This is a genomic window from Gimesia panareensis (assembly GCF_007748155.1).
GTDB classification, from domain to species: Bacteria; Planctomycetota; Planctomycetia; order Planctomycetales; family Planctomycetaceae; genus Gimesia; species Gimesia panareensis.
On the sequence record NZ_CP037421.1, the window covers coordinates 5,903,952 to 5,920,377 of the forward strand.

At 53.0% G+C, this 16,426-nt stretch carries 14 protein-coding genes; 10 read left to right on the forward strand and 4 right to left on the reverse strand.

Annotation, left to right across the window (positions count from 1 at the left end):
- Positions 1-211: 211 nt before the first annotated feature.
- Together Enr10x_RS21965 and Enr10x_RS21970 are read right to left on the reverse strand one after the other, a co-directional pair.
- Positions 212-1,207, reverse strand: a complete 996-nt coding sequence (locus Enr10x_RS21965; protein ID WP_261343245.1) for a DUF1559 domain-containing protein — start codon at positions 1,205-1,207, stop codon at positions 212-214.
- 308 nt (positions 1,208-1,515) lie between these two features.
- Positions 1,516-2,502, reverse strand: coding sequence for a DUF1559 domain-containing protein (locus tag Enr10x_RS21970; RefSeq protein WP_145451387.1), 987 nt, complete (start codon positions 2,500-2,502; stop codon positions 1,516-1,518).
- Positions 2,503-2,984: 482 nt separating this feature from the next.
- Here Enr10x_RS21970 and Enr10x_RS21975 point away from each other — a divergent pair, with 482 nt between their 5' ends.
- The 7 genes from Enr10x_RS21975 to Enr10x_RS22005 all read left to right on the forward strand — a co-directional run bounded on the left by Enr10x_RS21975 (position 2,985) and on the right by Enr10x_RS22005 (position 11,337).
- Entirely contained in the window at positions 2,985-3,827 is an 843-nt protein-coding gene (locus Enr10x_RS21975; protein ID WP_145451388.1) for an endonuclease/exonuclease/phosphatase family protein, read from the forward strand.
- 4 nt (positions 3,828-3,831) lie between these two features.
- The gene (locus Enr10x_RS21980) at positions 3,832-6,297 is read left to right on the forward strand and encodes a c-type cytochrome (RefSeq protein ID WP_145112713.1); all 2,466 of its coding nucleotides are present in this window, start codon (positions 3,832-3,834) and stop codon (positions 6,295-6,297) included.
- Between the two features lie 24 nt (positions 6,298-6,321).
- A complete protein-coding gene (locus Enr10x_RS21985; protein WP_145112715.1) occupies positions 6,322-7,191 on the forward strand; it encodes a hypothetical protein in 870 nt (289 codons plus the stop codon).
- A 26-nt stretch (positions 7,192-7,217) separates the two neighbouring features.
- Positions 7,218-8,339, forward strand: a complete 1,122-nt coding sequence (locus tag Enr10x_RS21990) for a glycoside hydrolase family 10 protein (protein WP_145112717.1) — start codon at positions 7,218-7,220, stop codon at positions 8,337-8,339.
- Between the two features lie 91 nt (positions 8,340-8,430).
- A complete protein-coding gene (gene yaaA, locus Enr10x_RS21995) occupies positions 8,431-9,222 on the forward strand; it encodes a peroxide stress protein YaaA (RefSeq protein WP_145112719.1) in 792 nt (263 codons plus the stop codon).
- 24 nt (positions 9,223-9,246) lie between these two features.
- Positions 9,247-10,254 carry a methyltransferase gene (locus tag Enr10x_RS22000; protein ID WP_145112721.1) on the forward strand — a complete coding sequence of 336 codons (1,008 nt, stop codon included), beginning with the start codon at positions 9,247-9,249 and terminating at the stop codon, positions 10,252-10,254.
- A 75-nt stretch (positions 10,255-10,329) separates the two neighbouring features.
- Positions 10,330-11,337, forward strand: a complete 1,008-nt coding sequence (locus Enr10x_RS22005; RefSeq protein WP_145112723.1) for a methyltransferase — start codon at positions 10,330-10,332, stop codon at positions 11,335-11,337.
- Positions 11,338-11,358: 21 nt separating this feature from the next.
- On the opposite strand, the gene Enr10x_RS22010 is transcribed toward Enr10x_RS22005, so the two are convergent.
- Positions 11,359-12,198 carry a transporter gene (locus Enr10x_RS22010; RefSeq protein WP_197997326.1) on the reverse strand — a complete coding sequence of 280 codons (840 nt, stop codon included), beginning with the start codon at positions 12,196-12,198 and terminating at the stop codon, positions 11,359-11,361.
- Positions 12,199-12,457: 259 nt separating this feature from the next.
- Positions 12,458-13,396: a bestrophin family protein gene (locus Enr10x_RS22015; RefSeq protein WP_145112727.1), complete on the reverse strand. Its 939-nt coding sequence runs from the start codon at positions 13,394-13,396 to the stop codon at positions 12,458-12,460.
- Positions 13,397-13,665: 269 nt separating this feature from the next.
- Between Enr10x_RS22015 and Enr10x_RS22020 the strand changes: the two genes are divergently transcribed.
- The 3 genes from Enr10x_RS22020 (at position 13,666) to Enr10x_RS22030 (ending at position 16,129) form a co-directional block, all read left to right on the forward strand.
- Complete coding sequence (locus Enr10x_RS22020) at positions 13,666-14,475, forward strand: glycerophosphodiester phosphodiesterase (RefSeq protein WP_145451389.1); 810 nt, start codon at positions 13,666-13,668, stop codon at positions 14,473-14,475.
- Between the two features lie 62 nt (positions 14,476-14,537).
- Positions 14,538-15,488, forward strand: a complete 951-nt coding sequence (locus Enr10x_RS22025; protein ID WP_145112731.1) for a hypothetical protein — start codon at positions 14,538-14,540, stop codon at positions 15,486-15,488.
- Positions 15,489-15,595: 107 nt separating this feature from the next.
- A complete protein-coding gene (locus Enr10x_RS22030) occupies positions 15,596-16,129 on the forward strand; it encodes a MarR family winged helix-turn-helix transcriptional regulator (RefSeq protein ID WP_145112733.1) in 534 nt (177 codons plus the stop codon).
- The last annotated feature ends 297 nt before the right edge of the window (positions 16,130-16,426 follow it).

Below are 16,426 nucleotides of genomic sequence, written 5' to 3' on the forward strand. Positions count from 1 at the left end.
TTGTGATGAATCAAAAGATATTAACTTTCTTTAGTAATATGTTACGTCCTGAAGTGACGAGACTAAACCCTGACCCCCGTTTTTTTCAGAATGGGGCCGACCAGACACTATACATACAGGACGTACCAATCAAAACAACCGGAGGCTGCGACTCAGGCAGATCCTCCGGTTGCGATTTGCGTAACTGACAGCCAGTCGATTCCGGTCTGTCTTAGAAGTTATCAATCACTTCACGGTTGGCACGGGTGCCCAGCGCCTGATAGATCGTCTGACTGATATTCTCTGAAATAAAACGGCAGGAGCCGTCAGCCAGGCCAACCTGCACGCCCCCCACATGCTGACTCCGTAAGGCAGCAATCTGAGTTCCATCATTGGCTTCAGTACAGGGCATCTCTGTGGTACTCGAACATTTCGGCAGAATATCTGGAGTAGTGCTGTTGGGATTCCGTCCGGTACTGAAGGCTGAGCCTCCCATGCCAGAGTAAACCCAGGCACCACGGGCGTCTGAGGTATTATCATTGATGTAATTCAATTCCCCGGTCAGCAGAGTGTTACTCGTACCATCTTTGATGTCCCGAATGCTGATGGATGAGTTGATCGTAAATACCCCACCACTGGAATTGGTGTAGGAAGCGGTCAAGTTCCCCTTACCATAGTTGGCAGCATAGTTACCGCGAGACATATGCTCGAGGGACCGGAAAGCGACATTGCTGCGGCGATCCCAGGGATGGCTGGGGCAGCGATAAGCAGCAGGTGAATAATGACCGAAAATATTATTCATATAGTCCAGTGGGTCGCGACTGTTCAACACGGGGGCCGCTTTATCCCAGAGAGGACTCTGTTCCATTTGAGGCAGAATGTAGAGCAGCCAGTTTCCTCCCAGGCTGTGTTGATCGGTGCATTCCTGGAGCCCGGTCAGGTTTGTGGGGGGAGTACCACCACACAGGCCAATCACCCCACCCGGCGGGAAGACGCCGTGTGTATCGTGATAGTTCTGCAGAGCCAGCCCCAGCTGTTTGAGGTTGTTTTTACACTGGCTGCGACGGGCCGCTTCTCGAGCCTGCTGGACGGCGGGCAGGAGCAAAGCAATCAGAATCGCGATAATCGCAATCACAACGAGCAGTTCGATCAGAGTAAAACCGCGCCGGCGGTTTTCAACTTCTGATTCAGAACTGACAGACACGGACGAAAATGGGCGTTGCATCATCTTCTCCTTTTCAGAAATAAAAAAATAAAATCAGACAAATTCAGAGTGTCATCGTGAGTCGTTTTGTCAGCAGCGACGGCTTATGGATCGGTGTATTCGGGAGTCGGTGTGGAATCCCCGGGGACACCTTCTTCTGGTTCTCCAGAACAGGCAGAGACAGACAGGGTCAGACAGAATAAACAAAGCAGCATCAGATAGAATTTTTTCACGATTTTTTCCCTTACTTTTGGAAAGAACAACACAACCGGAGAATGAAGCTTGAGTCATTCTCCGGCTGTCTTTAGTACTTGAATGGAACCGAAATCGGCCTAGAAGTTATCGATGACTTCCCGGTTATTACGGGTTCCCAGAGCATTCCAGATAGCCTGGCTGATATTTTCAGAAATGAACCGGCAGGAACCATCTGCCAGACCGACCTGTACGCCACCGACATGTTGACTGCGGAGCGCGGCGATCTGTGTCCCATCGTTACCAGCGGTACAGGGCATTTCTGTGGTGCTGCTGCAGCTGGCCAGAATGTCAGCAGTGGTCGAATTCGGGTTCCGGCCTGTACTGAAGGAGGACCCACCCATTCCTGAGTAGACCCAGGCTCCACGAACATCAGAAGTGTTGTCATTGATGTAATTCACTTCGCCAGTCAACAGTGTGTTGCTGGTACCGTCTTTGATATCGCGAATACCAATTGCGGAGTTGATTGTAAACACGCCCCCGTTGGTATTCGTGTACGAAGCTGTCAGATCACCAGAACCAAAGTTTGCGGCATAGTTCCCGCGTGACATGTGTTCCAGAGCACGAAATGCGACATTGCTGCGGCGATCCCAGGGATGGCTGGGGCAACGGTAGGCTGCAGGAGCATAATGCCCAAAAACATTATTCATGCTGTCCAGCGGATTATTGGTATTCAAGATCGGAGCTGCTTTCTCCCAGAGGGGGCTCTGCTCCATCTGAGGCAAGATGTAAAGCAGCCAGTTTCCTCCCAGGCTCTGTCCACTGCACTCCTGAATGCCTGAAATATTAGTCGGAGGACTCCCGGCACAGGTTCCAATCACACCTCCCGGAGGAAACACACCATGGGTTTCATGGTAATTCTGCAGTGCCAGCCCCAGCTGTTTGAGGTTGTTTTTACACTGGCTGCGGCGAGCGGCTTCACGGGCCTGCTGGACAGCGGGTAACAGTAATGCAATCAGAATAGCGATGATCGCAATCACCACCAGCAACTCAATCAAAGTAAAACCACGACGATGTACTGACTCACCAGTACGCGCACCGACAGGGCGCAAAAAGCGAAGAAGCATCAAAGCAACTCCCAAAAAACGAACAGAAAAAACAGAATGTCTCAACGTTTCAAGGCACTTTGATGCCGATGCAGGTCTTGACTGACCAATAATCGGAAGGAAGGATCGTTCGCACTCCGAAGCTGCGGGAATCCTACAGGCGAATTATTAAGATTGAATGTCGAAAAAATGAAATGTCCTTACTAATTCGCCGGTGTGATCTCAGGTATACCATTCTTTTTTCAGAAAACCGGAAGATTTCAAAAGAAAGAATGTAACGCTCCGGTTCTCTGCCCCAGGAGGGTGTAAGTTGCTTCACAACTTTCTCCAGAGGTCTGCAAAACTGTTTTCTTCGTTTTGCAGACTCTCATGAACGTCCTACTAAAAAACGACCGACGATTGACGCAGGGGCGTCGCTCTCTCATAGTAAGGAGAATGACTTTCCGCTCTGACCTCCCTGGATAGAGCCCTGCGACACCGGATTCACTCAGGAACTGACAATCATGCTGAAGTCTTTTTTTTCCCGTATCCGTTCTCAATACACACGATTCCTCTGGCTCGGCCTGATTGCCTTTCTTTGTTGTCTCAATACAAATACACAACATGTGAAGGCAGCCGATACGATCCGGGTCCTGTGTTACAATATTCATTATGGACAGGGGACAGACGGAAAATATGACGTCGCCCGGCTGGCGAAGGTCATCCAGCAGACGAAGCCGGACTTGGTTGCCCTGCAGGAAGTGGACGTGGGAGTCAAGCGTTCTGATCGAGTACACGAAGCGCAACGCCTGTCGGAATTGACCGGTCTGGAAGTCCGCTTCGGCCCCACACAGCATTATGAAGGCGGCCTGTTTGGCAACGCAGTACTGACCAGGCTTCCGATTCTGGACGTAATGATTCAGCCACTCCCCTACACCGAAAGTACCCCTAAACTGGTCACCTATCCGCGCGGCGCGATTGTGGTCACCGTCAAGGGCCCTGGCGATAAACCACTGCGATTCATCAGCACTCACTTTCAGCACAACGTCCACGAGGACCGGGTCGCCGAGGCCAAAGCAATTAATCGTTACTTTACGACCAAATCAGACATACCCACGATCCTCGCCGGCGATATGAATGCCCGCCCGGATGAAGAGCCCATCCAGATTCTGCTCAAGCAGTGGACCAACGCGATCGATAAGGATGCCACTCCGACTGCGCCTTCCACAAAGCCCCGGTCCCGCATCGACTACGTTTTTTATCGTCCCGCAACGAAATTCGAAGTCATCGAAACCAAAGTCATTGCCGAACCGCTGGCCTCGGATCACCGTCCGGTCTTCGCCATTCTGAAACTCAAGCAGGAGTAATTCGATGCTGAATCGTCTCACGACACTTCTCCTCTGCCTGGCAGCCCCCCTGACCACACAGGCTGCGGCACAACAGGCCACGCCGATCAGCTCAATTCGCGTACAGCCGGGCTTTCAGGTGGAACTGCTCCGCTCCGCCCAGCAGGGCGAAAGCTCCTGGATCAGCATGACCTTTGACGATCAGGGACGACTGATCCTGGGACTGGACGATGTCGGCCTGGGCAGACTGACCTTGAATGACGATCCCGCCAGAATCAAATTCGAAAAAATCGATACCCAACTCAAACACTGTCGCGGCGTACTGTATGCTCACAACAGCCTGTATATCAGCGAGACCAACGGCCAGGGACTGCATCGCTTCCAGGACACCAATGGTGACGGCCAGTTCAATCAGCGTCAACTTTTAAAAAAACTGGATTACCGCAGTCGCTTCGGACACGGCAGTAATCAACTCGTGCTGGGGCCGGATCAGCAGATTTACCTGGTCGTCGGCAATGACGTCTCTTTTCCGGAAGGAGTCTCGCCAGACTCACCGTACCGCGATCCACAGAACGATCAGCTGCTCCCCAACCCACACGACGCGGGACAGGACAATCGCGTCGGTTATATTTTGAAAACGGATCCGGAAGGCAAGACCTGGGAAATTCTTGCAGGTGGATTTCGCAACCAGGTCGATATGGCATTCAATCCCGCAGGGGAAATGTTTACCTACGATGCTGACATGGAATGGGACGTGGGACAGCCCTGGTACCGTCCCACCCGCATCAATCACATTATCCCCGGCGGTGAATATGGCTGGCGGTGGGGAACCGGAAAATGGCCCGAATACTATGCAGACAGTCTGCCCAGTACGCTGAATACCGGCCTGGGATCTCCCACGGGAATGGTCTTCGGCACAGACAGCCGTTTTCCTGACCGTTTCAAAAAAGCGCTCTACATCGCGGACTGGCAGAATGGACGCATCCTGCTCGTGGATCTGATTCCTACCGGAGCCAGCTATACCTGTCGTTACGAAGTCTTTCTGGAAGGGGGGCCTCTCAATGTCTGTGATATGCAGTTTGGTCCCGACGGCGCACTCTATTTCATTACCGGGGGGCGCGGATCCCAATCCGGGCTGTACCGGGTGACTCCGCTACCCGGTCAGGAAACAAAGTCGAAAGCCCCCCAGGTCAGCGAAACAGACAGGCAGCAGGCAGCTGCTGCCCGACAGCTCAGACGGAACCTCGAACAATATCTCACCAGACCGGTCCCTGAAATCGACACACTCTGGAGACATTTAAACAGTGAAGACCGCTGGTTGCGTTTCACGGCCCGTCGGGCACTGGAAAACCAGGACGTTTCCCGCTGGCGTCAGCGGGCCCTTTCCGAAACAGCCCCGACCGCTGCGATTGCTGGTTTGATCGCGTTGTGCCATGCGGGGACTCCTCAAGATCGGAATGCAGTCCTGACGGCTCTGAACCGGATCGATTTGAGCACATTGAAGCAGCAACAGCTCCTGGCGCTGCTCAGAGCCTGTGAACTCTGCTTGATTCGACTTGGTGGTCCCGACCAACAGCAGGCTTCCACTCTCCAGGACCGCCTCAAACCACTGTTCCCCCATCCCACCAGCAGTGCGAATCATATGTTGTGTGAACTGCTGGTTTATCTGCAGGACGATACAGTCGTCACCAAAGCATTTACTCTGCTCACTGATGCGTCTCCCCAGGAAGACCAGATTCGGACAGCCCGCACCCTGGCTTATGCGCAGAGCGGCTGGACTCCAGAGCAGCAACGTCAGTTTCTCATCTGGCTGGGGAAGGCACGCAGTTTCACAGGCGGCAAACAGCTGACCGAACGCCTGCGGGACATTCGTGAAGACTTTCTGAAAACGCTCTCTGATCAGCAACAGCAGCAGTACAGCAAAGAAATCGCCGCCCTGGACAAGCCCCTGGTTGAAGAACAGCTCACTCCCGCGCGTCCCGTAGTCAAAGAATGGAAGTTGACCGATCTGGAACCGCATCTCTCATCAGTGGCGACCAGACGCTCTTTCCAGAACGCACGGCAGGCGCTGCTGGCAGCCAGTTGTCTCAAATGTCATCGCATCGGTTCCACAGGCGCACAGATTGGACCGGATCTCACCAACGTAGGCAAACGTTTCGACAGCCGGGCCATACTCGAATCGATTATTTCCCCTTCCAAAGTGATGGATCCCAAATACCTGCATACCGTTTATGTACTCAGCAGCGGTAAAGTCGTGACGGGCAGACCGGTCGGCGTCAGCAAAACTGCCATCACCGTCGAAACCGATCCGATTCGCCAGACAACTGTCCCGGTTAACCGTGAGGAAATCGAAGAGTCTCTCCTTTCAAAAACCTCTCCGATGCCGGTCGGCCTGATCAATGTCCTCACGCAAGAGGAAATTCTGGACCTGCTGGCCTACCTCAAAGCGGGCGGCGATCCTGATGCCCCTGCCTTTCAACAGACGAACTGAACGCAATCAGAAAGGCAAAGCCGCATGTCACCGCTGAAGTCATTACTGATCCTGCTTTGTTTTAGTTTCCAACTACAGGCAGCCGATCCGGTGAATCTGAATGACCTCCCCTCGGATCTCAAAGTTCCTGCCGTCACACACGGAGACCCCGCACCCGGTAAACGAGTCTGGCAGACCAATGCCGGTTTTGAGAAGACAGAGATCGCCCACGCTTTGTATCTCCCTCCAGACTGGCAGGCGGACAGAAAATATCCCGTGATGATGGAATACCCGGGAAACGGCGGATATTCCAATGCCTTGGGCGATCGCAGCCGAGGCCGCGTCCAGGACTGCAAACTGGGATATGGTCTCTCCGAGGGGAAAGGCATGATCTGGGTCAGTCTGCCTTTCGTCAATCCGAAGACCGGCCAACATGCGATCAAATGGTGGGGTGATCCCGCTGCCACCGCAGATTACTGTAAACAGACCGTTGCCCGCATCTGCAGGGAATATGGTGGCGATCCGGAGAATGTATTCCTCACTGGTTTCTCCCGTGGTGCGATCGCCTGTAACTATATTGGTCTCCGTGACGCTGAAATCGCAGCTCTCTGGAAAGCGATGTTGCCACACAGCCATTATGATGGGGTGCGGAAATGGAACTACTCGGACAGTGATGCAGTGTCTGCCCGAAAACGACTGGCTCGCTGGGGCACGCGCCCCCAGTTCATCAGCCACGAACTAAGCACGCGTCAGACCGAAGCATTTCTCACAGACTCAAAAGCCAAGGGACAGTTTACCTTTATGGCACTCCCCTATCCCAATCATTCCGATGAATGGGTGTTGAAGGACATTCCCGAACGGACCCGGGCACGAAACTGGCTCAAAAAGATCGTACAAAACCATCCCCCAAACTGATGCATTCCCTGTTGCGAGGCACGACCATGACCCACTTTTTCCAATGGACTCTCTACTTAACCGTCTGTCTACTCCTGCTGCAGAGTGTCGTTCTGCGTTCAGCTGAGCCAGAAACAGAGCCACGCCCCCACATCAAAATCCGGGGCATCTATGGTGGTGCCCCCACGCAACTGCTGGAGCAAAACCGGACGCTGCCCGAACTGGGGGTGAATGCCATCTTTATGGGATCGGGCAGTCTGACACAGGATCGGATTCAGCAGTTGAAGCAGCAGGGGGCGAACGTCTTTGCCGAGTTCAACACGATGCATGTCACCAGTTATCTGAAAGAACACCCGGATGCCGCCCCGATCGGCGTGGATGGAAAGATCTGCCCGCCCCCGCACGGCTGGCAGGGAATCTGTCCGACCCACCTCGGCTATCGCAAATACCGGATGGATGAATTCCGCCGCGTCCTCAAAGAATATGACATTGACGGCATCTGGCTCGACTATCATCACAGCCATGCCAGTTGGGAACGGGCAGAACCTGACATGCCGGACACCTGCTTCTGTGAACGTTGCCTGAAACAGTTCCAGCGTGATACGAAAACCAGTTTGCCGGACGCCCCGACCTCCCAGCTCGCTCAGCAGCTACTGGGAAAACAGAAAGCGGTCTGGACGCAGTGGCGGTGTGACGTTTTTACCGACTGGGTCCGCGAATTCCGCTCAATCATCGACGAGACACGACCACAAGCCCTGTTAGGCACTTTTCACTGCCCCTGGACCGATACCGAGTTCGAGGGAGCGCTGAAAAACAAACTGGCCATCGACCTTAAAGCGCAGGCGAAATATGTCGATGTCTTCAGCATCATGCCCTACCACGCCCGCTTCAATCACCCGCAGGATCCCGCCTGGATTTCCCGGCAGACCGCCTGGCTGGGAAAATATCTGGGGATTAAAGGTACTCCCGGGGAACGGCACAAGATCTGGCCTATCGTGCAACTCTCGGACTGGGGAGAAACGGTTCCCGTCGAACAGGTCCAGCCGGTGCTGGAGCATGGCACGCGGCTACCCGCCACCGGGGTGATGGTCTTCCGTTGGGGGTCACTCCATCCTCAGACCGACAAGGTGGAAGCGATGATCAAATACTATCAGTCGATCAAACCATAAGAGTACACGGATTCTCATTATTGACATTCCGGCATGCGCGATCTATAACCAACGCGAAATCAAACTACCCGACGATAGATGGATTGTGATCATGCTGACTGTACTCTCCCCTGCCAAATCACTGAATCTGGAACCGCAGAAACAGACTTCGAAATACTCGACACCGGAGTTCCTGGAGGAAGCAGAAACACTCGTCAAAAAGCTGAAGCGAATGTCCCGCAAATCTCTGAGTGACTTGATGGGCATCAGCGACGATCTGGCCGAGCTGAATCACGGACGGTTCAATAAGTGGTCATGCCCCTTTACGACAGACAATGCCAAACAGGCGGTCCTGACCTTCAATGGAGATGTCTACCAGGGACTGCAGGCCAGCCAGTTCAAGGCCCGCGATCTCGCATTTGCCCAGGATCACCTGCGAATTCTCTCCGGATTGTACGGCGTCCTGCGACCGCTGGATCTGATGCAGGCCTATCGACTGGAGATGGGAACCAGCCTGTCTACACGCCAGGGGAAAACTCTCTACGATTTCTGGGGCGATCAAATCACGGAATCACTCAAGTCTGATCTAGCAAAACAGAAACAACAGGCCCTGGTCAATCTTGCTTCGAATGAATATTTCAAATCAGTCAAACCCAAACTGCTGGGATGTCCGGTCATCACGCCGGTTTTCAAAGAAATCAAGGATGGAAAATCACGCACAATTGCCCTGTTCGCAAAACAGGCGCGGGGGCGAATGGCGGCCTGGATCATTCAAAACCGTATCGACACCCCGGAAAAACTGACCGAATTCAACCTGGATGGGTATGAATACCAGCCCGATGAATCGACGGCAGACAAATTGACTTTTTCCCGCCCGCAACCACCGCCGGTCGGAAAGAAATAACATTCACTCTTTCAGGATGAAAACATGACGGAGCATGCACTGCATCAGCAACTCGATCAGATGATTACCGGCTACTGGTCTTCCCAGGCCATTTATGCAGCTGCAAAGCTGGGAATTGCCGATCTGCTGACAGAAGGACCGCAGACAGCCGAACAACTGGCAGTTGCTACTGAAACCCATGCCGGTGCCCTGTATCGAGTCTTGCGTGCACTGGCCAGCGTGGGGATCTTTGCAGAAAACCAGCAGCAGGAATTCACCCTGACACCGATGGCGGAATATTTGCGCAGCGATGTTCCCGGTTCGAAACGTGCCCTGGCCATGATGTCAGGCGATGAGCAGTTTCAGTGCTGGAGCGAAATCATGTATAGCGTCCAGACCGGGAAGACGTCATTCGATAAGGTATTTGGACAACCGATCTTCGAATACCTGTCCCAGCATCCGGATAAAGGTCAGATCTTTGATAAAGCCATGACCGGCATCCACGGTCGAGAGACTGACGAAATTCTGCAGGCCTATGATTTCTCGGGCATCGAGACTCTGGTCGACGTGGGTGGTGGAAATGGATCGAACCTCATCCATATCCTGCAAAAGTACCCGGACATGCAAGGTATCTTGTTCGATCTGCCTCATGTAGTGGAACGGGCTCAGCCTCACATTGAACAGGCAGGTGTGGACGATCGTTGTGAAATGGTGGGCGGAAATTTCTTTGAATCCGTTCCCGCGAATGCAGATACCTGGTTCATGCGGCATATCATTCATGACTGGGATGACGAAAAGTCGCTCACGATTCTCAAAAACTGCCATGCGGTCATGCCTGAAGGTAGTAAGCTGCTGATCGTGGAAAGTGTGATTCCCGCAGGCAACGACCCCTTTGCAGGTAAGTTTCTGGACCTGGTCATGCTGATGATTCCCGGAGGCAAGGAACGGACGACAGATGAGTACCGCGCACTGTTTGACCAGGCGGGCTTTGAACTGGTGCGTATCATTCCCACAGAATCCGAACTGAGTATCATCGAATTCGTCAAAAAATAGTTTCGGTTCAAGATTGCCTGTCAGAGAGAATGAATCTCCCCGCTCGCCAGAGTAAGGATTACAGGAGACAAAGAGATGACGGATCAGGCTTACCCGCAACAACTGGAGCAGATGATTACCGGCTACTGCATCTCGCAGAGCATTTACGCTGCCGCGAAACTGGAAATCGCTGATCTGTTAATCTCGGGTCCCCAGACTGCAGAACAACTGGCTACAGCCACAAACACGGATGCCGAGTCGCTCTATCGCCTGTTACGCGCATTGGCCAGTGTGGGCATCTTCGCGGAGAATGAACAGGGAGAGTTCTCACTGACTCCGCTGGCAGAACCACTGCGCAGCGATCATCCCGAATCCAAACAGGCCTGTGCCATCATGAACGGGGAAGACCAGTTTCGTCCCTGGTGCGAAATCATTTACAGCCTGCAGACCGGCAAACCCGCGTACGACAAAATCTGGGGGAAATCCGTCTTTGAATTTCTGGCAGAACATCCGGACAAGGCCAAGATTTTCGACAGAGCCATGACCGGCATTCATGGTCGGGGAAACGATTTGGTCCTCGATACATATGATTTTTCTGGCATCCAGATCCTGGCAGACGTCGGCGGCGGAAACGGCCTGCATCTGACAGGCATCCTGCAGGCGAACCCGGACCTGCATGGTCAGCTGTTTGACCTGCCGCACGTGGTTGAGCGTGCCCAGCCTCAAATCGAACAGGCAGGTTTGGAAGACCGTTGTGATCTTGTGGGCGGTGATTTTTTTACATCTATCCCCCGCGGACCGGATGCCATTCTCATGCGGCACATTATCCACGACTGGAACGATGAAAAATCGCTCAACATCCTCAGAAACTGTCACGCGGCCCTGCCGGACCAGGGAAAACTGCTCATTCTGGAAAGTGTCATCCAGCCGGGTAATGCGCCCTTCTGGGGTAAGTTCGTGGACCTGATCATGCTGCTGGTCACTGGTGGTAAGGAACGCACCGCTGAGGATTTTCGTTCTCTGTTTGACCGGGCCGGATTTGAAATGACGCGGGTAATCCCGACATCGTCCGACCTCTGCATTGTCGAAGGGATTAAACGCTGAGTATGTCTGCCCGAGCAGCGCTCAGGGAAAGCGGATCGATAGACCTGCGCCGGCAAAAAAGTCGGCAGCGGCTTCACTCAAGCCGACTCCCGCACTCATATCAAGTTGCACGTTGTTATTGATCAGATAAGTAAATCCGGCGTCAAAGTAATGCTCGGTTCTCGCAGTCCGGGCTCCACTGGGAATCAAGGCAAACCATTCGGTATAAGCCCCCAACGATTTGGTCAATTGATAGCCCACCGAACAGGACTGTGCCATCTCCAGGTAGGAACTGCCACTGTCATCAACATTACCATACCCCTGCGTGGAAGCAGCCACGGACAGGAAATCGTTCAACTGCCAGGCATAGATCAAATCGACACCGGGTTCGACCTGATGCGACGTAAACGCGGGGCTGCCTGTCGGAACACTCATCGAGACTATCAGAGCCATTTCCGGCAGAATTCCTGCCTGAGGGGTCAGAGCAAACTGCAGCGCCAGATCCAGATCATCGGTACCGAATGTGCTGTTCTGATAACTGCCGATTTGTGCCGTCTGTTGCAGGGGAGAAAACCCGACCCGAAACTCCAGCCAGTCCGCCAGAATGCCCTGTCGAAACAGGAATTCACCAAACGACTGATACCTGACATCCTGACCTGTCTCATTGCTTTTCATGTAAGTGTAACCAGATTCAATCTGAGTCACCCCTTTTCCCACAGTCACCGAAGTCGAAGTGAAGTTGGGACGGTCGGTCTGCAGAGGCTGATCCAGTTGAGGTCCTCCAGAACATTCAGGGCCTGCATTCCATTGAAACAGGGTGCCACAACAGGGAGAAAAATACAGCCCTCGAACCGGATCAACCTGTAAACTGGAGTCATCCACATCCGAAAATGTTTTGCCGATTTCACTCTGTTCAATGAAAATCGATTCCTCATCTGCAAAGCCGACTCCAGCGCAGCAGAAAACAGAGCACCAGAAAATCACACAAGGTAAACTGCGTAAAATTTGCACTCTGATCGGCTTCGTACTGAATCGCAGGCTCCGCATGTAAGATTTATCGGAACGCCTGCCTGAAATCAGTTAAGTTTTCTGGTAAATGCTCGGGACCGAAATTGTTGGCAAGCCCTGCTAACGTAGAAGGTCAATCCACCTGTGAGTCGGGGATAGCGGCAGTCTGTTCCTCACTCAACTGCAGAAAGCCCTGCACATTGTTTTCGATGGTATTCGAAATATCGTCCAGAGGCAGGTGGCTCAGATTGCGATCGGCAAAGGGATTCTGCAATTCAACGCCAATCTGATCCAGTGAGATCAGAGGATAAGCCACCAGCGCCACCTCCGTCGGAATCAGCAGGATAGCCCAGACACTTTCCGTCTGGTGCAGCAGTGCTAATGGAAGCGCTAACAGATAAAGCGTGATGAACCGTCTGATTTTGATCGCGTAGACGATCGGCAGGGGAGTCTTCAGAATCCGCTCGCACCCCCCGATGTGATCAATGAGCCGCGCCCGCTGTTCGTCGATCTGACGGAAAGCGAATCGGTCCATTCCAAACTTCTGGCAGCCTTCTTCCAACAGTAAACCGAGTCGCCAGGCAACATAACCCGGCATATGGGCAGACGTCTCAATCTGTTTTGCAACCTCTTCCCCGACCAGTGCCACGACTTCTTTAGAAGGAGGTTGTCCCCGCAGAGAACAGCGGGCAATATGCGGAAAAACCGCAGTCCAGCGAACGACCTGTTCCCGCCACTGACTGTCCTGGGGACCATATGTCAAAGAGCTGATCACCAGGTTGCGGGTCTGGTTCACGATGCCTCCCCATAAGACCCGGGCTTCCCACCAGCGGTCGTAGCCGGCATTGGTCCGTAAAACCAGCAGCAGCCCCAGCGCCACACCAGCAAATTCGTAAGGTGCCAGGATGATACCAATGCGAGAGTCGAACAGGCGTTCCACAAACCAGGCGAACACGCAAATCCCCAGGGCAATCAGAGAGAATGCCAGTACGTAAGGAATCACCCGAGGTGTAACCGACCCGTGCAGGGTAAATGCATCCTTCCAGAAATTATTCCGATCGGAACTGATCATATTCACTCCTTCTCACCTGCGACTCCATGACCAGTTGAAAGTCAGCAGGATTCCATATATTCCTGATACAGCTGATTTCAAATAGTAGTGCATTCCTGATCTCGAGGCGTGCGATATCCTAGCAGACAACCCCTGAGTTGCCTACTCCCCATCCCTCTGAACAGCTGAAAAACCAACCCGTCAGACAACAGTTGAAGATTGACCCCGGACCTTGATTCATTCAAAATAGATATTACCTGCCTCCCCTGCCTGCTAAGAAAGAGATCGAGATGAACCTGTCCTGCCGTGTACTGATCGCCACACTCTTCCTGCTTTTGACACTACCTCAGCATTTGTCAGGAGCTTCCCCCCTGATCGTTGCCCACCGGGGTCTGCTCAAGGTGGCGCCGGAGAATACCATCGCCAACTTTCGCGCCTGCCTGGAACTGCGGCTCGGATTTGAATTTGACGTCCAGAGAACGAAAGACGGGCATCTGGTCTGCATGCATGATTCAACGGTCAACCGTACCACTGATGGCACCGGAAAAGTCTCGGACCTCACACTGGCGGAAATCAAAAAACTGGATGCAGGCAACTGGTTTGACAGCCAGTTTGCCGGTGAACGGGTCCCAACCATCGATGAGGTCTTACAACTTGTTGCCCGCTATCGTCAGCATGAGATTCTGGTCGCGGTCGACTTTAAAGATGCTGACGTCGAACAGGATGTGGTTCGACTGGCAGAAAAACACCAGGTCCTCCCACGTTTGATTTTCATCGGCAGAACCATCACGGAACCTCAAATGCGGATGAACCTGAAAGCCGCCTCTCCCAAAGTGGAAACGGCGGCTGTCGCCAACAATGCTGCCGAGTTTTCTACGGCGCTGGCTGCTCCGCATGCAGACTGGGTCTACCTGCGGTACCTCGCCCCTGCCAGTGAAATCAAAAAAGTGCATACTGCTCACAAACGAACGTTTATCGCCGGCCCGACAGTCAGTGGCGATCTGCCGGAAAACTGGCGCCGGATCACCAAGGCAGGCGTGGATGCCATCCTGACTGATTACCCACTGCAACTGCGACTGGCTCTGAAACGTACCCCCTGATCCAGCCGCAGTCCACGTCACCAGTAAACCTAAACCCTGAAATCACCCGGGAGACAGGAATTATGATTGACTTTGATTACCTCTACAAAGGTATCTGTGGACTGGCACACGCACAGCAGGCGGGAACCATGGCCGGTCATCTGGGAGCGGCAGTCGCAGCCGGCTACTTCTTTGGTGAAGACGAGAGCATGCTGCCCGATGAGGTCTTCCAGGGAGTCACCGGCGAATTGAAACGCGTGATGGCAGGCGAAGAAGCAATCTGGTTCAATGCCCGCAAAGCAGGCGTGACCCCCAGTGAACTGTTTAAACCGTTTCCGAAGGCTGACTCAAACCCGGCAGCCATCAAAACGATTGTGTCAACACTGCAGAAAAATGTCGGCCAGACCCGGCAGTCCGGTCATAATATCATTTTCGCCTCCATCGCTGTGCGAGCACTACACGACCATCAGGAATATGCGACACCGCAAATCATTGAAGGAGTCCGCAAGCTGACGGCAGGCTTCAATAAAGCGCACGCCGGCCGCGGTTACTATGGAAAGGGCAAAGGCTGGATGACCGGGAACCAGGTCAAACTCACCGATGAAAATAACTTCCCGCAATACAAATCGATCCAGGACATGGTCAACGTCACCATTGATCAGGTGATTCAGACAGCCCCCATTAAAAAACAGGGCTTCGGTGGACTCTGGCATCTGATCAATCATGCGGCTGCCATTACTGAATTAAACCGCTTCGGTTACGAAACAGTCGCCCGACAGGCCTTACCCGCCCATCATCAGCATGTGCGTCTGTTGCGTTCCCTGCCCGATGTGGAGAGCGAACTGGGGCCCCAGATCAAATCAGAACACGATCCTCGTGAACCGGTCTACTGGCAGGGGATGCTCCATCGAGACCAGGCTCGATTAACCCACCGTATCAAAACTCTTTACGGCTACTACACGATCCGACGCCTGATCAGCGACCAGTCCACACAGAAGAAAGCCGATGATGCGTTTCTCTACCTGATGGCATAAGCAGCCCCGCTGAAAGACCACTGGTTGAAATCACCTTCAGAGTATGCATAATAGACTCTTATAATATAGCGTCTCTTTGCTCTTTCTTACTTTAGGTCGAGAATCCCATGTCGCCTCTTGGACTTGAGGATCAGGTTATTGTCGCTCTGCGTCGGATCACCCGTGCGATTGATTTACACTCCCGGGGCCTGATGCAGGAAATCGGACTGACTGCCCCGCAACTGGCAGCATTACAGACGATTGCGCGGATGCAACCGATTACCGTCGGATCTCTGGCAAAATCAATCCACCTGAGCCAGGCGACCTTAACCGGCATCCTGAGCCGCCTGGAAGCACGCCATCTGGTTTCCCGCGCACGACGAGGACAGGACAAACGAACTGTGGTGGTAGAACTGACCGATGAGGGGCAGGCCATGCTTAAAAACGCACCGTCTCTGCTCCAGGACCGTTTCCGCCGCGAACTATTAATGCTGCAGGAATGGGAACAGACGCAGATGCTCTCCACACTACAGCGAATCGCTTCGATGATGGACGCTGAAAACATCGATGCCTCCCCGGTTTTATCTGCTGGTGAAGTCTCTGCTCATCCAGAACCGGATTCCGATTATCTCAATCAGCCGAAAGCTGATTCACGAAAGTGAGCGCCCGAAAAGAGACTCCGCCCGATTCTTTCGAAAAATTAGAAATTATTCAGCTGATTGCAAATTTGACGATCATACCGGTAATGAAATCGATCCCAAAACGCTTTCGGACTGTTCAGACAGAGTTAAAACCACATACCAGATTCTGCCTGAGCAGTCTTCTTTTCCAGCATTGATAGCGCTCATCGATTGCTCATCCCCATTTCATCTGCAATTAAAAAACTGGGGGTTGACACTCACAAATGCATTGAGTACAAAGTATTGCACACAAACTAATTCTGCCTCGTAATGTCGTTT